This is a genomic window from Nocardiopsis nanhaiensis, assembly GCF_054778635.1.
The window spans coordinates 16,053-41,522 of the sequence record NZ_BAAGZJ010000017.1 but is presented as its reverse complement, the minus strand read 5'-3'; the positions used below and the strand labels follow the sequence as shown (position 1 = coordinate 41,522).

Annotated in this window: 19 protein-coding genes; 10 read left to right on the top strand and 9 right to left on the bottom strand. The window is 70.8% G+C overall.

Going from position 1 to position 25,470, the window contains the following annotated elements; all coding sequences use genetic code 11:
* The first annotated feature begins 153 nt into the window (after nucleotides 1-153).
* From tkt to ACYVD1_RS10705, 6 genes are all read left to right on the top strand, one after another.
* Entirely contained in the window at nucleotides 154-2,247 is a 2,094-nt protein-coding gene (gene tkt / locus ACYVD1_RS10730) for a transketolase (protein ID WP_460770852.1), read from the top strand.
* A gap of 93 nt (nucleotides 2,248-2,340) precedes the next feature.
* Nucleotides 2,341-3,447 carry a transaldolase gene (gene tal / locus ACYVD1_RS10725; protein ID WP_460770850.1) on the top strand — a complete coding sequence of 369 codons (1,107 nt, stop codon included), beginning with the start codon at nucleotides 2,341-2,343 and terminating at the stop codon, nucleotides 3,445-3,447.
* A gap of 126 nt (nucleotides 3,448-3,573) precedes the next feature.
* Nucleotides 3,574-5,124: a glucose-6-phosphate dehydrogenase gene (gene zwf, locus ACYVD1_RS10720; protein WP_460770848.1), complete on the top strand. Its 1,551-nt coding sequence runs from the start codon at nucleotides 3,574-3,576 to the stop codon at nucleotides 5,122-5,124.
* 28 nt (nucleotides 5,125-5,152) lie between these two features.
* Complete coding sequence (locus tag ACYVD1_RS10715) at nucleotides 5,153-6,073, top strand: glucose-6-phosphate dehydrogenase assembly protein OpcA (protein WP_460770846.1); 921 nt, start codon at nucleotides 5,153-5,155, stop codon at nucleotides 6,071-6,073.
* A 2-nt stretch (nucleotides 6,074-6,075) separates the two neighbouring features.
* Nucleotides 6,076-6,822, top strand: a complete 747-nt coding sequence (gene pgl, locus ACYVD1_RS10710; RefSeq protein WP_460770844.1) for a 6-phosphogluconolactonase — start codon at nucleotides 6,076-6,078, stop codon at nucleotides 6,820-6,822.
* Between the two features lie 459 nt (nucleotides 6,823-7,281).
* Nucleotides 7,282-9,042, top strand: a complete 1,761-nt coding sequence (locus ACYVD1_RS10705; protein ID WP_460770842.1) for a stealth family protein — start codon at nucleotides 7,282-7,284, stop codon at nucleotides 9,040-9,042.
* Here the strand turns inward: ACYVD1_RS10705 and ACYVD1_RS10700 are convergent.
* The 3 genes from ACYVD1_RS10700 to ACYVD1_RS10690 all read right to left on the bottom strand — a co-directional run bounded on the left by ACYVD1_RS10700 (nucleotide 9,036) and on the right by ACYVD1_RS10690 (nucleotide 11,320).
* Nucleotides 9,036-10,454 carry a UDP-N-acetylmuramoyl-L-alanyl-D-glutamate--2,6-diaminopimelate ligase gene (locus ACYVD1_RS10700; protein ID WP_460770963.1) on the bottom strand — a complete coding sequence of 473 codons (1,419 nt, stop codon included), beginning with the start codon at nucleotides 10,452-10,454 and terminating at the stop codon, nucleotides 9,036-9,038. The genes ACYVD1_RS10705 and ACYVD1_RS10700 overlap by 7 nt on opposite strands.
* Before the next feature lie 228 nt (nucleotides 10,455-10,682).
* A complete protein-coding gene (locus ACYVD1_RS10695; RefSeq protein WP_460770840.1) occupies nucleotides 10,683-10,856 on the bottom strand; it encodes a hypothetical protein in 174 nt (57 codons plus the stop codon).
* A gap of 29 nt (nucleotides 10,857-10,885) precedes the next feature.
* The gene (locus ACYVD1_RS10690; protein WP_460770837.1) at nucleotides 10,886-11,320 is read right to left on the bottom strand and encodes a DUF6069 family protein; all 435 of its coding nucleotides are present in this window, start codon (nucleotides 11,318-11,320) and stop codon (nucleotides 10,886-10,888) included.
* Nucleotides 11,321-11,449: 129 nt separating this feature from the next.
* Between ACYVD1_RS10690 and ACYVD1_RS10685 the strand changes: the two genes are divergently transcribed.
* Nucleotides 11,450-12,526: an AraC family transcriptional regulator gene (locus ACYVD1_RS10685; RefSeq protein ID WP_460770835.1), complete on the top strand. Its 1,077-nt coding sequence runs from the start codon at nucleotides 11,450-11,452 to the stop codon at nucleotides 12,524-12,526.
* Here the strand turns inward: ACYVD1_RS10685 and ACYVD1_RS10680 are convergent.
* From ACYVD1_RS10680 to ACYVD1_RS10660, 5 genes are all read right to left on the bottom strand, one after another.
* Nucleotides 12,429-12,950: a hypothetical protein gene (locus ACYVD1_RS10680; protein ID WP_460770832.1), complete on the bottom strand. Its 522-nt coding sequence runs from the start codon at nucleotides 12,948-12,950 to the stop codon at nucleotides 12,429-12,431. The two genes, ACYVD1_RS10685 and ACYVD1_RS10680, sit on opposite strands and share 98 nt — an antisense overlap.
* 118 nt (nucleotides 12,951-13,068) lie before the next feature.
* A complete protein-coding gene (locus ACYVD1_RS10675) occupies nucleotides 13,069-14,580 on the bottom strand; it encodes an alpha/beta hydrolase (protein WP_460770829.1) in 1,512 nt (503 codons plus the stop codon).
* A gap of 193 nt (nucleotides 14,581-14,773) precedes the next feature.
* Nucleotides 14,774-16,345: an alpha/beta hydrolase gene (locus ACYVD1_RS10670; protein ID WP_460770826.1), complete on the bottom strand. Its 1,572-nt coding sequence runs from the start codon at nucleotides 16,343-16,345 to the stop codon at nucleotides 14,774-14,776.
* Between the two features lie 133 nt (nucleotides 16,346-16,478).
* On the bottom strand, nucleotides 16,479-18,659 hold the full coding sequence (locus ACYVD1_RS10665) for a CRISPR-associated protein (protein ID WP_460770824.1): 2,181 nt from the start codon (nucleotides 18,657-18,659) through the stop codon (nucleotides 16,479-16,481).
* 96 nt (nucleotides 18,660-18,755) lie between these two features.
* The gene (locus ACYVD1_RS10660) at nucleotides 18,756-19,124 is read right to left on the bottom strand and encodes a hypothetical protein (RefSeq protein WP_460747124.1); all 369 of its coding nucleotides are present in this window, start codon (nucleotides 19,122-19,124) and stop codon (nucleotides 18,756-18,758) included.
* Between the two features lie 425 nt (nucleotides 19,125-19,549).
* Between ACYVD1_RS10660 and ACYVD1_RS10655 the strand changes: the two genes are divergently transcribed.
* Nucleotides 19,550-20,707: a hypothetical protein gene (locus ACYVD1_RS10655; RefSeq protein ID WP_460770821.1), complete on the top strand. Its 1,158-nt coding sequence runs from the start codon at nucleotides 19,550-19,552 to the stop codon at nucleotides 20,705-20,707.
* Here the strand turns inward: ACYVD1_RS10655 and ACYVD1_RS10650 are convergent.
* On the bottom strand, nucleotides 20,697-21,587 hold the full coding sequence (locus tag ACYVD1_RS10650) for a helix-turn-helix transcriptional regulator (protein ID WP_460770819.1): 891 nt from the start codon (nucleotides 21,585-21,587) through the stop codon (nucleotides 20,697-20,699). The two genes, ACYVD1_RS10655 and ACYVD1_RS10650, sit on opposite strands and share 11 nt — an antisense overlap.
* A 103-nt stretch (nucleotides 21,588-21,690) precedes the next feature.
* Here ACYVD1_RS10650 and ACYVD1_RS10645 point away from each other — a divergent pair, with 103 nt between their 5' ends.
* Both ACYVD1_RS10645 and ACYVD1_RS10640 read left to right on the top strand, forming a co-directional pair.
* Complete coding sequence (locus tag ACYVD1_RS10645; RefSeq protein ID WP_460770817.1) at nucleotides 21,691-23,217, top strand: MFS transporter; 1,527 nt, start codon at nucleotides 21,691-21,693, stop codon at nucleotides 23,215-23,217.
* Between the two features lie 925 nt (nucleotides 23,218-24,142).
* Nucleotides 24,143-25,468 carry an HNH endonuclease signature motif containing protein gene (locus ACYVD1_RS10640; protein ID WP_460770815.1) on the top strand — a complete coding sequence of 442 codons (1,326 nt, stop codon included), beginning with the start codon at nucleotides 24,143-24,145 and terminating at the stop codon, nucleotides 25,466-25,468.
* The last annotated feature ends 2 nt before the right edge of the window (nucleotides 25,469-25,470 follow it).

The following is a 25,470-nucleotide window of genomic DNA, read 5'->3' as shown; positions in this document are numbered from 1 at the left end:
CCGCAGCCGAAGGCGACCCCGCCCTCCAGCGCTCCCCCGCGGCCCGCCCACCCGGCGGGTCGCCACCGGGGTGCCCCGCGCCAACCTTGCACACACAACCCACGCCCGCCCCGGAACCGGGTGCGCGGGCGCCCGAGAAGGAGACCAAAGTCCGTGAACGCCCACACCCCGAAAAACCTGGAGTGGTCGGACCTCGACCTCCGCGCCGTCAACACGGTTCGGGCGCTGGCCATGGACGCGGTAGAGAAGTCGGGTAACGGACACCCCGGCACCGCGATGAGCCTCGCGCCCGCCGCCTACCTCCTCTTCCAGAAGGTCATGCGGCACGACCCCGCCGCGCCCGACTGGGTGGGCCGGGACCGTTTCGTGCTGTCAGTCGGCCACTCCAGCCTCACGCTGTACATCCAGCTCTACCTGGCCGGCTACGACCTCCCTCTCGAAGAGCTCAAGGCCCTGCGCCAGTGGGACAGCCTCACCCCGGGCCACCCCGAGGTCGGCCACACCGCCGGTGTGGAGACCACGACCGGCCCGCTGGGCCAGGGGCTCGGCAATGCCGTCGGCATGGCCATGGCCGCCCGCCGCGAGCGCGGCCTGTTCAACCCCGAGGCCGGACCGGGCGCCAGCCCCTTCGACCACCACGTCTTCGCCTTCTGCTCCGACGGCGACGTCCAGGAGGGTGTCAGCCACGAGGCCAGCGCCCTGGCCGGGACTCAGGACCTGGGCAACCTCATCATGATCTGGGACGACAACCAGATCTCCATCGAGGACGACACCCGCATCGCGCACAGCGAGGACGTCGTCAAGCGCTACGCCGCCTACGGCTGGCACGTCGAAGAGGTTGACTGGACCGCCACCGGCGAGTACGTCGAGGACATCGACGCCCTCTACCAGGCGATCCTGCGCGGCAAGGCCGAGACCGGCCGCCCGACCTTCATCCGCCTGCGCACCGTTATCGGCTGGCCCGCTCCCAACAAGCAGAACACGGGCGCCATCCACGGTGCTGCGATCGGCGCCGAGGAGATCTCCGCCACCAAGGAGATCCTCGGCCTGCCCGACGAGCCCTTCGCCGTCGAGGACGCCGTGATCGAGCACACCCGCAAGGCACTCGACCGGGGCCGCGAGGAGCACGCCGCCTGGGACGAGGCCCTACACGCCTGGCGCAAGGGCGCCGGTGAGCAAGGCGAGCTCTTCGACCGCCTGCAGTCGGGCAAGCTGCCCGAGGGCTGGGAGGAGTCCCTGCCGTCCTTCGAGGCCAGCGAGAAGGGCATGGCCACCCGCAAGGCCAGCGGTGAGGTGCTCAGCGCCGTCGCCCCGGTCCTGCCGGAGCTGTGGGGCGGTTCCGCCGACCTCGCCGGGTCCAACAACACCACTCCCAAGGGCGAGCCCTCCTTTCTGCCGTTCGACCGCGCCAGCAGCATGTTCCCGGGCAACCCGTACGGGCGCGTGCTGCACTTCGGCGTCCGCGAGCACGGCATGGGCTCGATCCTCAACGGCATCGCGCTGCACGGCCCCACCCGCCCCTACGGCGGCACGTTCCTGGTGTTCAGCGACTACATGCGCCCGGCCGTGCGGCTCGCGTCGCTGATGAAGCTGCCCGTCACCTACGTGTGGACGCACGACTCCATCGGCCTGGGTGAGGACGGCCCGACCCACCAGCCGATCGAGCACCTGTGGGCGCTGCGCGCCATCCCCGGCCTGGACGTGATCCGTCCGGCCGACGCCAACGAGACCGTCGTGGTCTGGCGCAAGGCCGTGGAGAACGCCGACGGCCCCTCCGCGCTGGCGCTCACCCGCCAGAACGTGCCCGTCCTGGACCGCGAGGAGTACGCCGCGGCCGAGGGCGCCGCCCAGGGCGGTTACGTGCTGGCCGAGGCCGCCGGCGGCACCCCCGAGGCGATCATCATCGCCACCGGCAGCGAGGTGCAGCTCGCCCTGGAGGCCCGCACCGAGCTGGAGCAGGCCGGTACGCCCACCCGCGTGGTCTCCATGCCGTGTGTCGAGTGGTTCGACGCGCAGAGCGAGGAGTACCGCGAGCAGGTGCTGCCGTCCTCCGTCCGCGCCCGGGTGTCGGTCGAGGCCGGTATCGCCATGGGCTGGCGCTCCTACGTCGGTGACGCCGGCGTCTCGGTGAGCCTGGAGCACTTCGGTGCCTCCGCGCCCTACCAGACCCTCTACGAGAAGTTCGGCATCACCTCCGAGGCCGTCGTCGCGGCGGTCCGCGACAGCCAGGCCAAGGCCGGAAGCTGACGGCTCGGGCTCGCCGGGACGACCCCCGGCGGGCCCGCGTCCCGTGTGTGCGACAAGGGCTGCCAAGCCCCGCGAGGAAGGCGTGAGAACCAAATGAGCACCGCCCTGAAGGACCTGTCCGAGGCAGGTCAGTCCGTCTGGCTGGACGACATCAGCCGCGACCGGCTGCGCACCGGCAACCTGGCCGAACTGATGTCGACGCACCACGTCACCGGAGTCACCTCGAACCCGTCGATCTTCGACAAGGCGCTCGCCGAGGGCGACGCCTACGACCTCCAGATCCACGAGCTCGGTGTGCGCGGGGTCTCGGTGGGCGAGGCGGTCCGGCTGCTGACCGCCTACGACATCCGCTGGGCCGCGGACACCCTGCGCCCGGTGTACGAATCCACCGACCGCGTGGACGGGCGAGTCTCTCTCGAGGTCGACCCGCGGCTGGCCCGGGAGACCGAGCGCACCGTCGCCGAGGCGCGGTCGCTGTGGTGGCTGGTCGACCGGCCCAACCTGATGATCAAGATCCCGGCGACGGTCGAGGGCCTGCCCGCGATCACGAAGGTGCTCGGGGACGGCATCAGCGTCAACGTCACCCTGATCTTCTCGCTGGAGCGCTACCGCGAGGTCATGGAAGCCTTCCAGGCCGGGCTGGAGCTGGCCCGGCAGAACGGCCACGACCTGTCCCGCATCCAGTCCGTGGCGTCGTTCTTCGTCAGCCGCGTGGACGCCGAGACGGACAAGCGGCTGAAGGCGGTCGGCAGCCCCCGCGCCGAGGAGCTGCTCGGCCGCGCAGCCATCGCCAACGCGCGCCTGGCCTACCGGGACTACGAGGAGGTGTTCTCCACCGAGCGCTGGAAGGCCCTGGCCGCGGAGGGCGCCACCCCGCAGCGCCCGCTGTGGGCCTCCACCGGTGTGAAGGACCCGGCCTACTCGGACACGCGCTACGTCACCGAGCTGGTGGCCCCGGGCACCGTCAACACCATGCCGCAGGCCACCCTGGACGCCACCGCCGACCACGGCGAGGTCACCGGGGACACGGTGCGCACCAAGTACGTCGCGGCGCAGGCCGACCTGGACGCCCTGGGCGAGGTCGGCGTGGACCTGGACGACGTGACGCGCCACCTGGAGGAGGACGGCGTGGTCAAGTTCGTCGACTCTTGGGAGAGCCTGCTCGGCCAGCTCACCATGAAGCTCGACGAACTCTCCTGAGCCGGAAGCCCGTTCTCGAGTACTGACCCGCGTCCGCGCGTGATCCGCGCGGACGCGGGTACTGCCAGCCACCGAACCACCGGCCACTCTCGACAGGAAGCGCGGAAACCAGTGAAAGAACCGGTGATGCCGGGAGCGGTACCCAACCCGCTCCGCAACGCCCTGGACCGAAGGCTTCCCCGTATCGCCGGGCCCAGCGTGCTGGTGCTGTTCGGTGTCACGGGTGACCTGGCCCGCAAGAAGCTCCTGCCCGCCATCTACGACCTCGCCAACCGGGGCATGCTGCCACCAGGCTTCGGCCTGGTCGGGTTCGCGCGCCGTGACTGGGAGGACCAGGACTTCGCGGCCGAAGCCCACGAGGCGGTGCGCAAGTACGCGCGCACCCCGTTCCGCGAGGACGTGTGGAAGCAGCTGAGCGAGGGTGTGCGGTTCGTGCAGGGCGACCTGGACGACGACGCGGCCTTCGACGAACTGGCCCGGACCGTGCGCGAACTGGACGCCGGCCGCGGCACCGGCGGCAACTACGCGTTCTACCTGTCGCTGCCGCCCAAACTGTTCCCGACGGTGGTCACCCAGCTGAAGCGCTGCGGCCTGGCGCAGCCGGAAGAGGGAGAAGGGCCAGGGGAGGCTACTCCCTGGCGCCGGGTGGTGATCGAGAAGCCGTTCGGGCACGACCTGGAGAGCGCCCGGGATCTCAACGCGGTGGTGGACGACGTGTTCCCGCCGTCGTCGGTGTTCCGCATCGACCACTACCTCGGCAAGGAGACGGTCCAGAACATCCTGGCGCTGCGCTTCGCCAACACGCTGTTCGAACCGTTGTGGAACCGCAGCTACGTGGACCACGTGCAGATCACCATGGCCGAGGACATCGGTGTGGGCGGCCGCGCGGGCTACTACGACGGCATCGGCGCGGCCCGCGACGTCATCCAGAACCACCTCCTGCAGCTGCTCGCGCTCGTCGCCATGGAGGAGCCCGTCTCCTACAGCGCCGACGCTATCCGCGCCGAGAAGGAGAAGGTCCTTTCCGCGGTTTCCCTCCCCGACGATCTGGCCAAGGGCACCGCGCGCGGCCAGTACGCGGCCGGGTGGCAGGGCGGCGCGGCCGTCGCCGGGTACCTGGACGAGGACGGCATCCCGGCCGACTCGGCGACCGAGACCTACGCCGCCCTGCGGCTGGGCGTGGGTACCCGGCGCTGGTCGGGTGTGCCGTTCTACCTGCGCACCGGCAAGCGGCTGGGCCGCCGGGTGACCGAGGTGGCGCTGGTGTTCCAGGCCGCGCCGCAGCAGATGTTCGCCCGCTCCGACATCAGCGAGCTGGGGCAGAACGCCCTGGTGCTGCGCATCCAGCCCGACGAGGGGGTCACCCTCAGGTTCGGGTCCAAGGTGCCGGGCGCCTCAATGGAGGTGCGCGACGTGAGCATGGACTTCACGTACGGGCAGTCCTTCACCGAGGCCAGCCCCGAGGCCTATGAGCGGCTCATCCTGGACGTGCTGATCGGCGACCCGCCGCTCTTCCCGCGCCAGGAGGAGGTCGAACTGTCCTGGCGGATCCTGGACCCGGTCGAGGAGTACTGGGCCAAGGCGGGCCAGCCCGAACAGTACGGTTCGGGTACCTGGGGCCCGGAGTCCGCCCACGAGCTACTCGCAAGGGACGGCCGCCAGTGGCGCCGCCCGTGACCGCCGGAGTCCCCGCGGGGAGGAACAGATGACGCTCTACCTGCCGCGTACCACGACCTCGCAGATCACCGAGACGCTCATGGCCGAGCGGCTCAGTGTCGGCGGGGGCGCCATGAACATGGTGCTCACCCTGGTCATCGTCACCGACGAGGCCGACCACTACGACGCCGTCCGCGCCGCCACCGAGGCGGGCCGCGAGCACCCTTCCAGGGTGGTGGCGCTGATCCGCCGCGACCCGAAGGCCGAACCGGCCATCGACGCGGAGATCCGCCGCCCCGGAACCTCGGGGCCGGGCGAGGCCGTGCTGCTGCGCCTGTACGGCCCGCTGGGCGAGCACCCCGACTCGGTGGTGACGCCGCTGCTGGTCCCGGACGCGCCCGTGGTGGTGTGGTGGCCGGGCCGGGGTCCCGCGGACCCGTCCTCCGACCCGGTGGGCCGCTTGGCCCAGCGGCGGATCACCGACGCTTTGCGCGCCCCGGATCCGGTACGAGACCTGGTCGAGCGGGTAGCCCACTACCGTCCGGGTGATACGGACCTGACCTGGACGCGGCTCACTCCATGGCGATCGCTGCTGGCCAGCGCCATGGACCAGCCGAGCGGCTGGGTGACCTCGGCCGAGGTGACGGCCGAGCCGGACTACCCGAGCGCCGAACTGTTGGCGGCGTGGCTGTCGGAGCGCCTGGAGGTGCCGGTGGAACGCGGCACCTCGGACGGCCCCGGCCTGACCGAGGTGCGGCTGACCACCGACCAGGGGGACGTGACGGTCTCCCGGGTGGACGGCCGGGTGGCCACGCTGTCGAGGACCGGGCAGCCGGACCAGACGGTGGCGCTGGCCCGGCGCGGCGCCGCTCTGGCGCTCGCCGAGGAGCTGCGCCGCCTGGACGCCGACGAGACCTACGCGAGCGCGGCCCGCCATCTGGGGCCGCTGCTCGCTGGAAGCGGAGCATGAGGATGAGCGAACCGGAGATCGTCCGCAACACCGACGCGAAGCAGCTCGCCCAGAGCGCGGCGTCGCGGTTGGCGAAGCTGATCGTGAGCGCCGAAGCGGCCGATCGCGAGTTCCACCTGGTCCTGACCGGTGGCGGTGTCGGTATCCAGACACTGGCCGCCTTGCGGGACGAGGCCAAGGGCAGCGGCATGAAGTGGTCGCACGTCCACCTGTGGTGGGGCGACGAGCGCTTCCTGCCCGAGGGCGACGCCGAGCGCAACGAGACGCAGGCCTGCGAGGCGCTGATCGACGACATCGACATCCCCGCGGACAACGTGCACCCGATGCCGTCCTCTGACGGCACCGACCACAGTGAGGTGGAGCGGGCGGCGACCAACTACTCGCAGGCGCTGTCCGTAGCGGCCCGGGGCAAGGGACCGGTCCCGCAGTTCGACGTGTGCCTGCTGGGCCTGGGCCCGGATGCCCACGTGGCGTCGCTGTTCCCGGGGCTGCCGGGCGTGCACGAGGACGAGGCGGCGGCGATCGCGGTGCACGACTCCCCCAAGCCGCCGCCGACGAGGATCAGCCTGGCGCTGCCGTCGATCCGGAGCGCCGAGCAGGTCTGGGTGCTGGCCTCGGGCGGGTCCAAGGCCGAGGCGGTGCGCCTGGGCGTGGCTGGCGGCAGCGTGGACGAGGCCCCGGTGGCCGGTGCGCGCGGCCGGGAGAAGACGGTGTTCTGGGTGGACGAGGCCGCGGCCTCGAAGCTGTAGCCCCAGGATCGAGGGCGCCCCGGCCGGATTCCGGTCGGGGCGCTGTCGTGTTCGGGGGTGTTGGGGGTCAGAGCCAGACGAGGGGACCGCGCAGCAACCGGTCACCGCCGCAGTCCGTTGAGGAACCCACACGAACGACAAACCGCGCCACAAGGCGCGGGGCACCCCAACGACCTGCTAAGTGATAGATACAGCACCGGTGCGCCGCCACGCACTCGGACGGCCCGAGTGTCCGGTTCCGGCCACGGTGGACTACACCTGAGGTCCTCGGAACATACAGCGCATGCACACCTGGCCAATACGCCATGACCGAACGTAGGCGACAAAACAGTCTCGTTATGCCAAATCGTGCCAACTTGGACTTAGGATCACCCGTCACGTCAGTGGTGTCCCGCTACCAGCGTCCAGGGTTCCGGCGGCGCCACGCACCCGTCCAGCCATGCAGAAAGGTCCCCGCCCGTGCCCCTGGCCTCACGAGTCAAACGAGCTGGCGAAAAGCTCCTTCCCCCCTCGACCCAGGCACGGCTGGCAGCCGAACGCCAAGAGGCCGCCGACCGGGCCGCTGAGGCACGCCGACAGGAGAAGATCGCCCGACGGCGTACGTCGGTCATGGAGAGCGACCCGGCCGTACGCGCCTGCGACCTGGACGGGGCCAAGACCCTGGGCCGGACCGTGGAGCACTTCACCGCCGCCGGCGCCAGTGCGCACAACCTCGAACTGGTCACCGCCGCGCTGGAACACGCCGGGGTCGACTACTTCCTCGTCCGCGGCCGCTCCCCGCTCCGCCACGTGGTCGGTGTGCACCGCACCGAACGCAAGAAGTTCCTGGACGCCATGCGCGAGCTCTACGCACAGAGCGCGCTGCACGCGGTCAAGCCCGGCCCCGGCGGTGTCGTCACCGCCCGCTCCGCCTACGTGGACGGCGCGCTGGACGAGTCCATCAAGTCGGGGCTGATCATCCGGTTCGCCGAACCGCTGCTCTCCCCCGAGGGACGGGTGCTAGCCAGCCTCGAGTACGGCTGCGACGTGCAGTTCTGGCGGGACGGCGCCGCCATCCTGGAGCGCGAGGACTCGGCCGAGATCCTGAAGAAGCTGCGCACCCAGACGCCGCCCGCCGTCCTGGCCGATTCCCTGGTGGCGCCCACCCGCAACAAGGTGGCCGACGTGCTGCCCCGCGAGGAGCGCAAGCCCGCCACCCTGACGGTGAACGAGCGCCGGCACCCCACGTACGAGCCCTTCACCTGGAAGCTCGCCGAGGACGTGGACTTCCCCGTCGACGTGGTCTACACGTGGGTGGACGGCGACGACCCCGAGCACGCGGCCAAACGCGCCCGCCACAAGGGCCAAACCCCTCAGACGAACCCGCTGGCCGGCAACGCCTCACGCTTCACCGACCGCGAAGAGCTGCGCTACTCCCTGCGGTCCCTGGAGACGTTCGCACCGTTCGTGCGCCACGTCCACCTGGTCACCGACGACCAGGTCCCCGCCTGGTTGGACACCGACGCGCCGGGGATCAGCGTGGTGGACCACCGCGAGATCTTCGACCCCGAGGCCCTGCCGACCTTCAACTCGCACGCCATCGGCGCCCGGCTGCACCACATCCCCGAGCTGACCGACCGCTACCTGTACTTCAACGACGACGTGTTCCTGGCCCGCCCCGTCGAGGCATCCCACTTTTTCCACGCCAACGGCATCGCGCGGGTGCCCTTCTCCCCGTACCAGTTCGGGACCGGGAAGCCGGTGGAGGGCGAGCCCGCACCCAACTCAGCGGGAAAGAACGTGCGCGCCCTGTTCCTCGAGGCCTTCGGCCGCCACATCACGCACAAGTTCAAGCACACGCCCCACCCGCAGATCCGCCAGGTGGCGCAGGAACTGGAGGAGCGGTACCGCGAGGAAGTGGAGCAGACGACCCGGTCCCGGTTCCGGTCCCTGGACGATGTGGGTTTCGCGGCCACCATGCACCACCACTACGCGCTGTTCACCGGGCGCGCCGTTCCCGGCGAGTACAACCTGCGCTACGTGGACATCGCGGCCGCCGACGCCGCCGACCGGCTGGCGGGTTTGGAGACCTCGGACGAGGTGGACTTCTTCTGCCTCAACGACTTCGATACCCCACCCGAGGCTCAGGAGGCGGTGAACCACATGATCCACGATTTCTTGCAGTCCCGTTTCCCGTTCCCCTCCCGTTTCGAGAAGACCGCCGAAGGGGGCGGTCAGTGACCTTCGGTCAGTGCGCGCACGGTGGTCATGTCGTCGAAGGGCAGCATCTCGTCGCCGACGATCTGGTACGGCTCGCTGCCCTTGCCCGCGATGACCACGGTGTCGCCGGAACGGGCCACTGAGAGGGCCCGGTCGATGGCGGCGCGCCGGTCACCGATCCGGGAGAAGGGGGTTCCGGTGGCCTCGATACCCGGGGCGACCTGGTCCATGATCGCTTCCGGGTCCTCGTGACGGGGGTTGTCGGAGGTGAGCACGCAGCGGTCCGAGTGGGTACCGGCGATCTCGCCCATCCGGGCGCGCTTGGTGGTGTCGCGGTCACCCCCGCAGCCGAAGACCGTGTACACCCGGCCGGGGGCGAATCCGCGCACCGTACTCAGGACCTGGTCGAGCGAGTCCGGTGAATGGGCGTAGTCCACGATCACCGAGACCCCGCGCGGAGCGGCGAAGTGCTCGAAGCGGCCCGGGATCTGCGGCATGCGTTCCAGGGCCGCTACCAGGCCCTCCAGGTGGTGCCCCTGCACGTGGCAGGCGGCCAGCGCGGCGAGCGCGTTGGACACCGAGAAGCGCCCCGGCATGGGGATCGCCGCCGGGTACTTTCGGCCGTCGTGGTGCAGGACGAACCGGGTGCCCGAGGCGTCGACGGCCAAGTCGGTTGCTCGGTAGTCGGCCGGGCGCTCGACGGAGTACGTGGTCACGGATCCGGGCATCAACTCCGGGATCGCGGCGCCCACGGCGTCGTCCGCGTTCACCACGGCGCGGCCGCACATACCCCGGAACAACCGCAGTTTGGCCTCCCGGTAGTACTCCATCGTGCCGTGGTCGTCCAGGTGGTCCTGAGTGAGGTTGGTGAAGATGCCGACATCGATGTGGGCGCCGTCGACGCGGTGTTCGAGCAGACCCATGGAGGTCGCCTCCAGTACGACGCTGAGGGTTCCCCGACTGCGCATACGGGCCAGCAGGTACTGCAGGTCCGGGGCCTCGGGCGTGCTCAGCAGCGTCCTGGGCATGGGGATCTGGTCGCCGCCGGTCCGGGCACCGGAGGTGCCGATGACCCCGATCCGCGCGCCGTTGGCGATCCTTAGCAGGGATTCGTACATGGACGACACCGAGGTCTTGCCGTTGGTGCCGGTGACCGCGACCACGTCCATCGAGCTTCCGGGCTCGTCGTGGTGGCGGGCGGAGACGAGGGCAGCCGTGATCCGGGCGTCCTCCACCCGCACCACGCAGGCGCCGGGTGGCACGGCCGGTGCGCCTTCGGGCAGGGGTTCCTCGACGACGGCGGCGACGGCACCGCGGGAGAACGCGGTGGCCAGACCGTCGAGGCCGCCCGCGCGGTGTCCGGGAAGGGCGAGGTAGAGGGATCCCGGGGCTACCCGGTCGAGGTCGACGCAGGGCGCCGCAGAGACGGGGATGTCGGGGGTGCCGCGGAGTACCCGGTGGTCATGGCCGTTGAGCAGCGCGCTCAGTTTCAGGGGGTGTCCCTTCGAAGGTGGCGCGGACGTGGAACACGACCGGCACCGGTGGTACGGCCGCGGGGTGCCGCAGGCCGCCGGATTGTGGGGACATGGGGTGGAGCCGGAGAAACAACGGTGTGACGCGGACGGGGGCGCCTGGGCCCCGGCGCGTCGGAAGTGAGGTCGCTAACCGTGGCCGTGCAGGGCGCGAAGGCCGGTCTCGGGCGCCTCGCGCAGGGTGGAGGTCGACCAGGTGACCTTGGAGGGTCCGGTCGCGGGGGCCGTCGCGGCTGTAGCAGACCGGCACAGCCCGGGGGCGGCCCTGAAGGGGGCCCGCTCCACTGCGTGTGTGTCGGCCATGCCCGGAGTATACGCGCACGGCCCCGGGCTCAGGCGGCCCGGGAGCTGCGCCAGAACACGGGGATGACGATCGCGGCGACCACGACGTGCGAGAACACGAGCACGGCGGCGGTCGCGGGCGTTGCCCCGGCGTTCAGGGACGGCACGAAGGACACCACCGTGAAGAGCACCGCCGCGGCGGTCCACACCAGGCGCCCGCGACCGGCGCTGAAGAGGCGTTCGGCCACGGCCAGGGCGCCCCAGCCGATCAGGCCGAACGCGGCGCTGAAGAGTGCGAAGTCGACGAACGACAGGGGCATCCGGTCCTGGCCGGGCGGTGCGACCTCCAGATCCGCGCCGAACAGCGGTGCGAGGAGGGCGAGGACGATGTTGGCGGCCGTGGCGGCGGCCACCGCGGCCAGGCGCGGCCGCCAAGAGGCCGGGGTGCTGCGGGCGGTGCTGGTTCCGATGCGCGACTCGGTCATGGTTCTTTCCCCTTTTGACGCAGGTACAAGGATGACCGTACGAATCTTTGACGAGACTTCCTATGCGTCATTGGCTCTGCTGTATACGCGGAAGTCCACGAGTCGGGTGAGCTTGGATACTGTGGCGGTATGGATGTTCTCAGTGACGTCGTCTCGACCCTGCGCACCGGCCGGCCCCGTTCGGCCCGGGTCGAGTGGTACGCACCCTGGGGCATGCGATTCTCGGATGCGGCTGAGGCATCGAGCGGAGCCGGGTTCCAGGTGGTGCTGCAGGGTTCGTGCTGGCTGCTGCTGGACGACCGGGCTCCGGTCCAGCTGGGCGCAGGTGACGTGCTCTTCCTGCCTCGTGGCCGCACACACGCCCTCGCCAGCGACCCCACTGTTGCGCCTCTCGACCTGAACTGTGTCGACTTCCTACGGGAGCGGGGCGATCTCCTGCGGCCCGAAGCGGGTGAGCCGATACCGAACCTGAAGAGTTCGGACGGGTTCGCGTCGCCCTTCCAACGGTTCGGCGCGACCGCCGCCGGGAACGTGGGGGCGGGGGAACCGGCCTGTGTCACGGTGGGCGGCTTCTACCACGTGGGCTCCACCCGACCGCATCCCCTGCTCACCGGGCTCCCCTCCGTGGTGCACCTGCCCGCTCGGGTGGGGCAGAAGTCGGAGCTGCCGCTGGCGGTCGGACTGCTCGGCCGCGAACTGGGAACGAACCGCCCCGGGAGCGACACACTGGTCCCGCACCTGCTGGACATGCTGCTCGTCTACATCCTGCGCACTTTCCTGGAAGAGGCGCGTTCCACGGGCGAGGGCGAGGGCGTGGGTTGCGGTTTCGCGGGCGCCATGCGCGACCCGGCGGTGTACGCGGCGATCCAGGCCGTGCACCACGATCCGGTCCGCCCGTGGACGGTGGCGCTGCTGGCGGAGCGGGCCGGACTGTCCCGGGCCGCCTTCTCCCGGCGGTTCAGCGCGCTGGTGGGACTGCCGCCGCTGGCCTATGTGACCTGGTGGCGGATGACCACCGCAGCGCGGCTTCTGCGCGAGACGGACGCCCCGCTGAGCGCGATCGCCCCGCGGGTCGGGTACACCTCGAAGTCCGCTTTCGCCAACGCGTTCAAGCGCGGGTTCGACCGCCCCCCGGGGCGCTGCCGGGAGAGGGCGCGGCTGGACCCGCCGGAAGAGGCGTTCGGCCCCGCGTCCGCAGGGCACTGACCGTGAGTGCCGTGAACAGCACCGCGCCGGGCAGGGCATAGGGGCCGGGCCCGAGGAAGAGGGACGCCGGGCTCGCGCCGAAGGCCAGCGGCGCGAACCCGACGACGGTGAGCACAAGCATGAGGACCGCCGCCGCCCCGCAGGCCCACAGCATCCCGGGGCGCCGTCCCGCCCCGGAACGCCCGAGCTCCACTGCCGCGACCGTGCAGGCCAGGGCGATGGCCACCGGCACGAACACCCAGGCCAGGAAGCCTGGTGAGGGGTCTTGTAGCCCCGTGACCACGGGCCCGCCGGTGACCCCCAGGTGTCCGGCCCCGAGGAGTAGCCCCGCCGCGGCCGCGGACCGGGCGAGCCAACCGGGTGGTGTCCCCGTGGGACCGCCTACCGGGCCGTCCCCCGTGGCGTCCCGTTCACTCTGGCTCATCGCCGGTCCTCTCCCCCGCTGTCTCCGCTCGCCTCCGAGTCTTCCCGGTCCGGAACGGCTCCGCTTCCCCCTTGGGAGGGAGTGTGCTCACCCCGGCGAGGGAGCTGGGTGCGGCGGCTCAGAGCTCGCTGGGGCAGGAAGCATCCTCCGCGGGGATCTCACCGCGCAGCAGGTAGGCGTCCACCACGCCGTCCACGCAGGAGCGCCCGCCCGCGTAAGCGGTATGTCCGCCGCCCTCGTAGGTGAACAGGGTCGCGGAGGTGAGCTGACCGGCCAGCTCCTCGGACCACACGTACGGGGTGGCCGGATCGCCCCGGGTACCCACGACCAAGAGCGGCGGCGCCATCGGGGCTGTCAGCCCGGTGGGGGCGATCTCGGTGTCGGGCCAGTAAGCGCAGGGCAGGAACGGCCACACCCCGTCGCCGCCGAAGAGCGGGGAGCCCTCCGCGGCCCGCTGGGCACCGTCCCTGTAGGCGCCGGGGTCGTCGGGGTTGGCGTGGTCGGCGCACTGCACGGCGGCGAACGCGGACTCCTCGGCTCCCGGGCGTGCCTCTTCCCTGGTGATAGGGCCTTTCAGGTAGTTCCGGACGAACTCGTCATCGGACTCCCCTTCGGCCATCCGGGCAAGCAAGCGCGCGTCGTTCGGCCAGTTCTGTTCGCCCTGCAGCGACTGCCGGAGCAGACTGAGCAGCGCGTCCCGGTCAACCTTCTGCCCCGCGATGGCGAACGGCTCCGCGTCGAGGGCGGCCAGGATCTCCTCCATTTCGGCGGTGGCCGCGTCGGCGCTGGTGAACGGGCATTCGGGAGCCCCGTCCAGGCAGTAGCCGACGAAAACCTCCCAGGCCGTCTGGGCCCCCTCGGCCTGTTCCACCCCGTCGGCGACGGCGTCCCGCTCCACCTGGACAGCCCCGTCGAGGACCATGGCCCGGGTGCGGTCGGCGAACATCTCCGCGTACAGGGCCCCGATGTAGGTGCCGTACGAGAATCCGACGTAGCTGAGCTCAGCGTCCCCCAGCCCGTCGCGGAGCAGGTCGAGGTCGCGGACCACGTTGACGGTGCCCATGTTGGCGAGGAACTCCTCCCCCACCTCCTCCACACAGCTGCGGGCGTGGTCGCGGGCGCCCTCCGCCAGGGCGCGCAGCTGGGCGTCGGTGACGTCCGCCGGCTCGACGCCTCGGACGTCCGCCAGCGGCCCTTCCATGGACCGCCAGCCGGGGCAGATGAACCCCTCGCTCCCTCCGACGCCGCGCGGGTCGAAGGAGACCAGGTCGAAGGAGTCGCGCACCTCCTTGCCGACGGACAGCGGACCGGAGCGCATCGGTTCGACGCCCGGACCTCCGGGGCCGCCGAAGTTGAACACCAAGGAGCCCTGGCGGACCTCGGCGGGGCCCTGGGCCGGGTGCCGGATGACGGCCAGGTCGAGGGTCTCCCCGTCGGTGTCTCCATGGTTCACGGGCACGGTGAGGGTTCCGCACTCCAGGCGGGACGTCCAGTCGGGATCACCCTCGGTGGGGTCGGCCCCAGCGAGTTCCTCCGCGGTGAAGCAGGGTTCCCAGTCGATCTCCTGTCCGTAGAAGGGCAGTTCGCCGTCCTTCTGGTCGGCCGGGGCCAGCCCCGTGGTCGCGACCATGACCGCCGTCAGAACCGCGGCAGCGAGAGCCCGTCCGCCCGTGCAGCGCACCCGCACACCCTCCTTCACAGCAAGGAAACACCGAGGCTTCAATACTCTGAGTGATCATGCGTGTAGCTGTGGTGCACATTCCGGCGCACGGGTAAACAGTGCGTTCCTCTGCTCTTTACCAGCCGCGGGCCTCCCAGGGGTGTCACCACGGCGGGCAGGAGTGCCCGGCCTCCGGGACGTCCCCCTCCAGGAGGTAGGCGTCGACCGCCTCGTCGACGCAGGGATTGCCGTAGCCGTAGACCGTGTGCCCCGAACCCTCATACGTGAGCAGGGCCGCGGTCGCCAGCTGGTCGCTGAGCTCCTCGGCCCACGCGTAGGGGGTGGCCGGGTCACCGACCGTGCCCACCACGAGGATCGGCGGCGCGTCGGGGGCGGTGAACCCGGTCGGCGCCTCCTCGGTATCGGCCCAGTAGGCGCAGGGCAGCTGTTCCCACACCAGGTCAGTACCGAAGAACGGCGCTTCCCCGGCGACCCGCTCGGCCGTGTCCCGGTACACCTCGGGGTCGGTCGGGTCGGAGCGGTCCGCACAGTTCACGGCGGTGAGGGCGGCCTCGGAGTCCAACTCCCCGGAGCCCGGAACGGGGTCCCGCTCGCCCTCGTCCGCGTCGCGTTCCTCGTACTGGCCGAAGGTGTTGTCGTAGAGGCGGTCCAGCTGGGGCCCCGCACCCTCCGGATCCTCGTCCAAGGCGGCGAGGGTGTCGGCCAGTTCGTCCCAGGCCGCCTCGTAGTAGAGCTCCATGCTGACCATCCCCAACAGGGCGGACCCGTCCACCGGCATGCCCCGGGCTTCGGGCGGGTCGTCGTCGAGCCGATCCAGGAGCCCGCCCATCTCGGCGTCCGCCGCGTCCTCGCCGCTGAAGAGGCAGTCACCGCGCCGTACGCAACCGGCGACGAACTGGTCCCAAGTGCCCTGGAAGGCGTCGGCCTGCTCCGCGGCGATCTCGACGTTGGGGCGTTCGGTCTCCACCGCGCCGTCCAGGACCAGGGCCCGGGTGTTCTCGGGGAACATCTCCGCGTACAGGGCGCCGATATGGGTGCCGTACGAGAAGCCGGCGTAGGTGAGCTGTTCATCGCCCAGGGCCTCGCGGACCAGGTCGAGGTCGCGGACCACGTTGACGGTGCCCATGTTGGCGAGGAACTCCTCCCCCACCGTTTCCGCGCAGCTGTCCGCGTAGTCCCTGGCGGTGTCCTCCAGAGCGGCGAGGTCGGTGTCGGTGACGTTCTCGGGGTCGGCGACGCCCCGGCGGGCCTCGTCCATGGCGTACCAGTCGCCGCAGGCGAAGCCCTCGCTCTCGCCGACCCCGCGCGGGTCGAAGGAGACCACGTCGAAGGCGGCGTGCACGTCGTCGTCCAGGAAGGGGAAGTCGAGCATCTCCACACCGGGCTCGCCGGGTCCGCCCGGATTGAGGACCAGCGAACCGATCTGCTCGTCCGCGCGGCCGCTGGCGGGCTGCCGGGCCAAGGCCAGCCCGACGGTGGCGCCTTCGGGATCGCCGTGGTCGAGCGGGACTGCGACGGTCCCGCACTCCAGGGTCTCCAGCCAGTCCGGGTCGCCGCCCCATTCGGGCGCTTCGTCCAGTTCCGAGTCGGAGAAGCAGGGTGTCCAGTCGACGCTGTCCACGGGTGGGGGCTCGGGTTCCTCCGCCCCCGGAACGCAGCCGGAGAGGAAGAACACCGCCGCGCTTGCCAGGACCCAACCGCCCGTGTACCGCATATTCCGCCGTCTTCGATCCCGCGCGGCCAGGCCGCCGCGCCCCGCCCCCATCTTGGCGCACCGGCCGGTGCGGGGCACGGGGGCGGGGCGCGGATTGGCGGGGTGTGGGTCGGGCGGACGGATCGCCCCGGGGTCAGAGCTTGGAGGCGTCCGTACGCAGCAGCTCCGGGGGGCGGTTCGGGTCCACCGCCAAGACCAGGGGACGCAGGGGTTCACCGAAGCAGAGGCCGGGAGCGTGTTCGGCCGGGTCGGTCCGATCGCCCGCGTCGACCTGGGCAATCCAGTCCACCAGTTCCCCCGCGCGCGACACGTCGCCTCCCGGCCTGGTCAGGCCCAGGACCGTACCGGCCACATCACAGCGCACGTTCAGGTGCAGTGTCGCAGCGAACACGCTCTGGGCCCACGCGCCCGGACGTACGTCCCGCAGCGGTCCGTCGAAGGTGCGTCTCCGGCTCCGGGCCGGAGCGGTCAGGCCCACCGCGCGGTCGTCGAAGGTCAGCACCAGACTGGGCCGCTCCTGCGCGGTCAGGAAGGAGTCCGGGTCGGCCAGGGAGGCGTCCCACCACACCCGGCACCGGCCCGTGGCCGCGGTGCGGAGCTCGTCGGCGGCCAGGTCGAGCAGTGCCACGTCCACCTGGTCGCGCGCGGGGCCGGTGACCAGACCCGACAGGGCCCCGGCATCCGGCGGCGCGGCCCCCTCGGACGGCAAGGGTTCGTAACCGGACAGCACCAGCGGCCAGTCGATGCTGGCGCGTCCCTCGAGTTCGCTCCGGCCGTGCCTCAGGCAGACCACCGACCGGTCGCGGGCCCGCTGGTAGGTGGCACAGGCTCCGCTGAGGCGGGCGGCCTTGGCCAGTCCCAGACTCATGGCCTTGGTGCCGGTGGTGATGTCGACGGCCACCGGCTGGCCTTCCCCGCGCTCCCGCTCGATCCACTCGAGGGCGACCGCCGCGACGGCGTCGGCGTCGTAACCGTCCACGGGGTCGGCGGCCAGCCGGACCCGGTTCCGGTAGCCCTCGGAACGCAGGGTGTCGGGGTCGGCCGGAGGGCCGTCCGGGTGTTCAGCCGCATGCAGCGTGCGGGCGACCGCGTCGCGCACCTTGGCGCGCAGGCTCTGGTTGGAGGGCAGCACGAGGGTGCGGGCCGGGCGGTGCGCGTGCACGGCTGCGAGCGTGCCCAGTCTGCTTCCACCGAGCGGTGTGACGAGCAAAGGCCCGTCGTCCGGGCCCGGGTGGCGGGAGGGCCGTGCGGGCACACGGGTTGCGGGTTCGGACGTGGCGGCCGCGCCGCGGGGCCCGGGTGGGGGCGCGGCGGCCCGGACCGGGAAGAACCTGTCGCGCACCTCGTCGAAGGAGGTCACCCGCTCCAGCAGGATGTCCAGGTTCCACGTGTGGACGTGGCGGGCCGACAGCGCCGGGTTGTAGGAGGTGATCTCCTCGCGCAGCTCGGAGACGACGGGGCCCGCGTAGACGAAAAGGACCTGGGTGGCGCTGCCGAAGACCCGGCGGGCCTTGGCCACGGTCCACCCGGCGCGGGCGACCACGTCCTCGGCACGCGTCTTGGCCTCCACGCAGAGCACGCGGTGCCGGTAGCGGACCAGGACGTCGAAGTCCGCGATCGAACCGCCACGGCGGAAGGGGTCGGCGACGCGTCGGGCGCCGAGGACCTCCGTGTCGGACCGTCCGCTCAGCAGGCGCCTCAGATGGGCGAGAACGCGCCCCTCGGCCGCGATCCCGTTCCGCTCGCCTTCGGGCAGGCGGGGGAACGCGTCGGCCAGGGCGCCCGTACCGCCTTCGAGGAACCTTCGGACGGGTTCGGGGTCGCGGTCGTCCAACCAGTGGGCCCCGTGGATCGCGGCCAGCGTGCGCAAGTCCACGCCTCGGCCGTGCACCGGGCGCCCGGAGCGGGTGGTGTCCGCTGTGCGCAGCACATCGACGCGGGGGTCCAGGTAGTGGCGCCAGCGGCGGGCCACGGGCGGAAGCGCGTTCTCGTGGTGCAGGGCGGCGGCCACGCTCATGACCTTGGTTCCGCCGGTGTAGTCGAGGTACCAGGGCCGCCCGGAGAGCGCGCGGCGGACGGAATCCAGGAGCGCGGTGACCGGACGGGGGTCGTGCGGGTCCGGGCCCACGCTGAGCACACGCACGGAGAGGCGGGGGGCGAGGCGTTCGACAGCGTCGGCGACCCGGCGTGCGACCATCAGGGTGCCGTCACTGGAGACCAGGATGAGCTGGTCGACGGGCAGGGTCAGCGCTGCCAGCAGGGCCGGGGTGGGGTTCTGCCCCACGAGGACGACGGCGACTCGGGGTTCGTCCACGGTTTCCTTTCCCACACGGGTGGGAACGAGCCGTTTTCCGGCCGTTTCCGGGCGACAGGAGCAGGGGCCAGATTACTCAACCACGCCCGGAATGGATCAAGTGAGTGCTTTCTCCGGTTCGCGCGCTGGTGGACGCCCCTTCGGTGACGTGAGCACAAATGAACGGCAGCCGGTGACCATCCCCCTGTCGTCCCGCACGAAATCGGAGGGCACCAGTAGGTCGTCCCGCTCCGGATGGGCCGAGCTCACGACGGAGGAGACGATGTACCACACCCCCTCCCTCGGCTCGGGCAGGACCGCGCGGCTGCGCCTCTCGGCCAGGAGGGGCAGACCCTCCACCGGGTTCAGGGGGGTGCGCACCGCCTCGACCCGGGCCGGATCCGGTGCTTTGCGCCAGCTCCGGATCACGCGCGCCTGCTCGTCGACGATTCTCACCTCATGCGGCGTCAGATTGACCACGGGCATCCGCTCGGTCTCCCGTTCTTCTCGATCCATGGCGCTCGGCCACGCTGTCCGGCCCTCCGCGCCGCCCCCCCGTTCCGAGGCCCTCACCGCAGTCTCTCGGACACCGGATCGGACACCGGCCCCGGAGGCCGGGGGCCAGGGGGCGGGGGGCGGGGTCGGGATCGGGCACGGGGATCTCTTCGGAGCGAAAACCCCTGTTCATTCTGAGACACCTGTGGCCTATGACCGTTTAATCCAATAATTACACTCGCGGTCTTTTTCAGGATCATGGTCGCCAATTGACAGTTCAGCACCAACGGACCTATTTTGTTGTATGACCTCCCGTTAACGCAGGAGTGTCACCGAAGGACTCACAGCTCGTCAGCGCGTCTCCCCGGAAGGGCTGGGGAACGTCCCCGCCCCGAATCACTCGGGGAGAAGAGTTCGTGAGTGAACACCAATGCTCCGCCTGGGGGCTGTTCCGTTCCACCGCCTTCCTGCACGTCTTCACGCGTGCACTGGGTTGCGGAGCATGTTCCGCGGACGGAACCGCACAGGACTGCGCCGGGCACTCCGAACAGTTCTGCGACTACGTCGAGCTGTGTGTCGAACACTGCCCGTGCCCAGAGCACGCCGGTGACCCGCACAGCGTCGTCGCCATGCGCATGGCCCGCGCCCTGCCCGACGACAGGGGCGTGGACCGCGGCGCCGCGCACCGGCTCCGCGACGCCTTGGACGACGTGCGCCGCGACCGCTCCTACAAGAACCTGCGCCACGTCTACCCGCACCGCGGCCAGGGCGGCCAGCTCCGCTGCATCTTCTCCGAACGCCCCCGCCGCTGGGCCCAAAGGCGCGACGTCGCCCGGATCGCCACCGACGTGATCGAGCAGGAAGCCTTGGCCCTGCTGGTACTCACCGCGGGATGGGGCAACCCGGCCGCCGACCTACCCGAGGACATCCACCCCGGTGAGTCCGTCTCCTTCACTGAGGACGGCAGCGCCGTGCCCGTCGCCGACCTGCACGGCCGGTCTCTCACCACGGTCAAGGAACCACCGATGGTCTCCACCGCCACCGGCGACTACCTGCTGCGCAAGCTCGCCGAACTGGCCTCCGGGCGTGACGCCGACCCCGGCCGCACCGCCGACCAGCGCCGCCGACTGCTCCTGCGCCAGCTGCTGCCCAACCTGAGCGGCGAGGACGTGGCCCGCCGCCTGACCGGGGTACTCAGCAGAATGGCCCTGCGCATGCCCGACCATTTCGCCCTGGTGCAACGCGCCCGAGGCCGGTCCCGGAGCGCGCCCTACACCCCGGTCCCCGCCCAGCCTCCCGGTGCCGACAGCACCTACGGTGAGGACGCCCCTCGGACCGAGGTCCTCCAGGAGAGTGAACAACGGTGGCTGAGCTGGTTGGCCCACGAGCTCACCGCCCGGGCCCAGGCCCACCGGGCGGCCTTCGACGCCGATCCACCCGGCGCACTCGACACGCTCCTGTGCCGTCTCCTGGAGGAGGGTCCACCGGTACCCGAACGCTGGCGGGACGCCCAGAACGACCCGGACCGCCGCGCCGACCTCCTGGACGCCCTCGCCGAGAACATCAGCGGCTGAAGTGTGTGCCGCCGGAACGCGCCGGCTTCGACTCCCCGGAGCGGTGGATCGGCAGGAGCCGCAAGGCGTCGCGGTCGGAGACGGAGCGGGCGGTGTAGACCTCGAGCCGGTGGTCCGGGCTGTCGGGCTGGAGCCAGCACTGGTAGTCGACGTCCAACGCGCCCACGGTGGGGTGCTGGAGGCGCATGGTCCCGACAGTGCAGTCGCGCACGTCCACCTCGGACCACAGTGCCGCGAACTCGGGGCTGCGCATGATCAGCTCCCCGATGAGCTCGGCCAGACGCCCGTCGGTGGGGTGCCGACCGGCGGTCAGGCGAAGGTAGGCCACGTGCACCACGGCGAGCTCGTCCCAGTTGCGGTGCAGGTCGCGGGTGAGCGGGTCGAGGAAGAACATCCGAGGCGCCGACGGACGGTTCTCGGGATCGGTCGGCGCGTCGAAGTCCAAGTGTTCGGCGGTCAGGGCGTGCCCGGCGCGGTTCCAGGCCAGGATGTCGCCTCGGCGGCCCAGCAGGACCGTCGGTGCCCCCTCCCCGAGGGATTCCAGCAGTGCCAGGACCCGCGGGTGCGGCTCCTCGGGCCGCGGCCGGACCAGGCGCGCCACCGGCGGGCGGCCCGCCAGGTTGTGCAGGTGGACCACCTCGACCTCGTCGAGCCGCAACACACGGGCCAGGGAGTCGAGCACCTGCACTGAGGCCGTGCCCGCCTGGTCCTGCTCCAACCTCGTGTAATACCCGGCGCTGACCCCCGCGAGCTGGGCCAGTTCCTCACGCCGCAGCCCGGGAACGCGGCGCGGCGAACCGTACACGCGCAGGCCTACGTCGTCGGGGGTGACACGGTCCCGTCGGCTTCTGAGGTAGGTACCGAGGCTCTCGAGTTCCATACCCCGATCGTAGGTCCGGACGGCTCGGTGGCGCCTGCACCTGTCAGGGATACCCACGGCACGGCTCTGGCTGGTTCTCGGAGCGGCGGCCACTGTCGGATCCATGAATGAACAACTCACGTCCCGCTCTCCGGGGAACCGGACGAGCCGCCGCTCCTGGCTGGGCCTGGCCGTCGTCCTGGGCCCGGTCCTCCTGGTCGCGATGGACAACTCCATCCTCTTCCTCGCGATGCCCCGCATCACCGACGCCCTCTCCCCCACAGCTGACCAGTCCCTGTGGATCCTCGACATCTACGGGTTCGTCGTCGCTTCGCTGCTCATCACCTTCGGCAGCATCGGGGACCGCTACGGACGCCTCAGACTGATGATGATCGGCGCGACCGTATTCGGCGCGGGGTCGGTCGGGGCGGCGCTGTCACCCTCCCCGGAGGCACTCATCGCCTTCCGCGCGCTGATGGGACTGGGCGGAGCCACCCTCCTGCCCTCGGGGCTCGCGGTGATCAGCGAACTCTTCCGCGACCCCAGACAGCGGGCCCAGGCGATCGGGCTCTTCGCGGCGACGTTCGCCGCGGGTATCGCGATCGGCCCGGCCACGGGAGGACTGCTCTTGAGCACGTTCGCCTGGGGATCGGTCTTCCTGATCAACATCCCCGTCGTCCTGGCCTTCCTCGTGCTCGCGCCCCTCGTCCTGCGGGAGGTGCGCGGCGTCCGGCCCGGGCGGGTGGACGCGCTGAGCGTGGTCCTGTCGACCGCAGGCCTGCTGCTGACCGTGCACACCGTCAAGGACGCCGCCGGACACGGGCTCGCCTGGTCCCAAGGCGCCACGGCGGTGGTCGGAGTCGGCCTCCTGTGGTGGTTCCTCCGCAGGCAGCGCGGGCTCGAACACCCCCTGCTCGACCTCTCCCTGTTCCGGGAGCGCGTCTTCTCCCTCGCAATCGCCACCGGGCTGCTGTCCCTCTTCGTGTGGTCCGCGGCAAGCTACCTCACCGGCATCTACCTCCAGTCAGTCCTCGGCCTCGACGTCCTCACCGCGGCGATGCTGGCGGTTCCGGGCGCCCTCACACTCACCGTGACCTGCATCGCGACGCCCAAGTTCTTCCACCGGTTCGGAAAGCGGACCGCGCTCGCCGCTTCGCACCTGCTGGTCGGTACCGGGCTCGCCCTGCTACTCCCGGCCACCACCGAGGCCGGAGTCGCCTGGTTCATCGCCTCCACCGTCATCGCGGGCGTCGGCTACGGCATCTCGTTCAGCGTGGTCGCCGAGACAGCGGTCTCTGCCGTACCCAAGGAACGCGCGGGATCGGCCGGCGCCATCGCCGAGACCAGTAACGAACTCGGCAACGCGCTGGGTGTCTCCCTCCTCGGGTCAGCCGCCGCACTGGTCTTTCGCCTACAGGGGCCCGACGTGGCGGAAACCCTGACCGAGACGCTGGACGCCCCAGGGTTGTCCGCTGCCATGGCCGAGGGCGCCCGAACAGCCTTCCTGAGCGGGATGCACGTCGCCGCGGCCGTCGCGAGCGCCGCGTCGTTCGCCGTCGCGCTGCTCGCCCTGCGCTGGCTGCCCAAGCAGGGCGAGGAATCCACACGGACACCGGTGGTCGAGCACCAGATGGTCGAGCACCAGAACTGAGCGCGTCCGGACTTCGTGCCCGGCCGCGTGCCCCACCGCGTCCTGCCGCACGCCCCCGCCCCGACCCCGGCCCCGCCGCATCCTGTTGAAACGTGGCCTAGGTGCACTGACCGGACAGGGGTGTGGGGTTTGTTGGGTGGGTGGGGTCAGGTACGGGTGGGTGGGGTCAGGTATGGGTGGATGGGGTCAGGCATGGGTGGGTGGGGGTCTGTTGGGTGGGGTTTGCCCGTGGGGGTGTTGGTCTTGTGCGGGTGGTTTCCCCCTTTTCCTGCCGCTTGATGGTGGCCGTCTCCGCTGCGCGCGTCAAGGTCGTCGCCGTCGAAGCGCTGGCGCGCTATCGAAGGGCGCTCCACCTTGACCCGCTTCGCTGCGACGGCGGGTGGGCGGCTATCAGGAAACGGGGGAGGTGTGGTCGGGGAGGCGATGGGCCCCAAGGGGCCCGGAGGGCCGGGCCTCAACGGCACAAGCACGGCCTGGCGGCCGTCAACTGCCCCGGCCTCCGGCCGGGTGCGCCACTCCGCCGGAGCGTTGACGCCTGGGGGTGTCGCGGCCGGTCATGCTCTGCTGCGAACCCCTCGGCCTGGGGGCCGGTTCCTGCCCCTGCGCCGGAGCGGAGCGGTTGGCGGTGTCGCGGCTGGTCCATGTGTGCGGCGAACCCCTTTCGGGTGCCTTTTCCCCGATGATCTTGCCTCTGTCTCCACCCTCGACCGTCGAGAGTGGAGACAGAGGCAAGATCATCCCCTATTAGCGACCTGGAATTCCAGGTGCGGACAAACACCAAGGCGAGTGGGTAGATAAAGACCATTCCGGGTGGCGAGAAAAGGGCGCCCGAAAAGGGTGTCTGCGGGCCACCATGGGGAAATCAGTTTCGAAGTTACCGCCGGTAACACTCCCCATTTTCGGGCGTTTCGCTTACAATGGAAGAATGACGATCTCTCCTGAAGCACCCACCCCCACCGGGCACACCCCGGTGGATGCCGCGGTGGTCGCTGCCCGGGACGAGACCACCGCGTTCTTCGACCGCGACGTGCCCCTGGGCGCGGCGGGTGAGGTGCTGGACCAGGCCACCCGGGTGTGGGAACACCTCGACCAGATCAAAGTCAGCATGGCCGCCCGACTGGCCCAGCTTGAGGCCACCGGGCAGCTGCTGGAACAGGGCGGACAGAAAAGCCTGGAGGCGTGGCTGCGCCACGCCTTCGGAATTCCTGCTGGGCAGGCCAACGACCTGGCCCTGATCGGGCGCGCCGAATTCCGTCAGGAAATGGCCCCCACTCTGGAGGCGTTGCACTCCGGGGTTCTGTCGGTGGGTGAGGCCGCCGCGGTGATCAAGGGCGCCGATGCCGGGGTGGAGAAAAGGGAGAAGGGTGACCACCCCGACCCGGAGCTGTTCCGCGCGAAAATGGAATGCGGAATCCTGGACTTCAAGGAGTCCCGCCCGAACATGTCGGTGGGCCAGATCACCCACTTCGCCCACCAGCTGTGCATGCGACTCAACCCGAACAAGGTGGAAAAGGACCACGCCGCCGCCCACGCCGCCCGGGGCGCCCAACTGGTCACCACCTTCGACCGCACGTTCCTCCTCCAGATGTGGGGCTCGCCCGCCGATGCCCTGCGGATCCAGGTCGCGTTGGACAACTACCAGGTGCCCTTCCACCCCGAGGACGGGCTGTCCAAGTACGAGCGCACCTACGACGCCCTGATGGCCGCGTTGGGCTTCGCCCAGTCCCACCAGGGGTGCGAAACCCCGACCACGGCCACGGCGTTGATCAACATCACCGTGCCCGCCACCTCCCTGGCCGGGGACGAGGAAGCCGAGGACGCTGGTCCGGCCACCACGGAGACCGGGCAGGTCGTGCCCATCTCGGTGGTGCGCGAATTGATCGGCCAAAGCTGGATCCGCCGCCTGGTGGTGGAGCAGAAGAGCGGGCAGGTCCTGGACGTGGGTCGCTCGTGCCGGTTGGCGCCGCCCAAGATCCGGGCGGCCGCCTTCCACGGCCACACCAGCTGCGCGTGGCAGTACGGGTGCGAGGTGCCCCTGCCCTGGACTCAGGCCGATCACATCGTGGAGTTCTGGCAGGGCGGCACCACCAGCGCCGCCAATATCCAGCCGTTGTGTGCGACCCATAACCAGGTCAAGCACCGGTGGTCGGTACGCCAGGACCGCCGGATGTGGTCGGGCCGCAACCGAGGCCGCACCGGAAACCAGGAGGGGGACCCGGATGGGGATCCAGCCCCACCCCCGAACCCGTAACC

What these genes read in the sequence shown, in the direction of transcription:
- ACYVD1_RS10675 (WP_460770829.1), bottom strand. Translation starts at nt 14,580, where the DNA reads ATGGTCGCGACCACGGGGCTGGCCCCGGCCGACCAGAAGGACGGCGAA.
- zwf (WP_460770848.1), top strand. Translation starts at nt 3,574, where the DNA reads ATGCCGGGAGCGGTACCCAACCCGCTCCGCAACGCCCTGGACCGAAGG.
- ACYVD1_RS10645 (WP_460770817.1), top strand. Translation starts at nt 21,691, where the DNA reads ATGAATGAACAACTCACGTCCCGCTCTCCGGGGAACCGGACGAGCCGC.
- pgl (WP_460770844.1), top strand. Translation starts at nt 6,076, where the DNA reads ATGAGCGAACCGGAGATCGTCCGCAACACCGACGCGAAGCAGCTCGCC.
- ACYVD1_RS10660 (WP_460747124.1), bottom strand. Translation starts at nt 19,124, where the DNA reads ATGCCCGTGGTCAATCTGACGCCGCATGAGGTGAGAATCGTCGACGAG.
- ACYVD1_RS10685 (WP_460770835.1), top strand. Translation starts at nt 11,450, where the DNA reads ATGGATGTTCTCAGTGACGTCGTCTCGACCCTGCGCACCGGCCGGCCC.
- tal (WP_460770850.1), top strand. Translation starts at nt 2,341, where the DNA reads ATGAGCACCGCCCTGAAGGACCTGTCCGAGGCAGGTCAGTCCGTCTGG.
- ACYVD1_RS10670 (WP_460770826.1), bottom strand. Translation starts at nt 16,345, where the DNA reads ATGCGGTACACGGGCGGTTGGGTCCTGGCAAGCGCGGCGGTGTTCTTC.
- ACYVD1_RS10715 (WP_460770846.1), top strand. Translation starts at nt 5,153, where the DNA reads ATGACGCTCTACCTGCCGCGTACCACGACCTCGCAGATCACCGAGACG.
- ACYVD1_RS10690 (WP_460770837.1), bottom strand. Translation starts at nt 11,320, where the DNA reads ATGACCGAGTCGCGCATCGGAACCAGCACCGCCCGCAGCACCCCGGCC.
- ACYVD1_RS10650 (WP_460770819.1), bottom strand. Translation starts at nt 21,587, where the DNA reads ATGGAACTCGAGAGCCTCGGTACCTACCTCAGAAGCCGACGGGACCGT.
- ACYVD1_RS10640 (WP_460770815.1), top strand. Translation starts at nt 24,143, where the DNA reads ATGACGATCTCTCCTGAAGCACCCACCCCCACCGGGCACACCCCGGTG.
- ACYVD1_RS10695 (WP_460770840.1), bottom strand. Translation starts at nt 10,856, where the DNA reads ATGGCCGACACACACGCAGTGGAGCGGGCCCCCTTCAGGGCCGCCCCC.
- ACYVD1_RS10680 (WP_460770832.1), bottom strand. Translation starts at nt 12,950, where the DNA reads ATGAGCCAGAGTGAACGGGACGCCACGGGGGACGGCCCGGTAGGCGGT.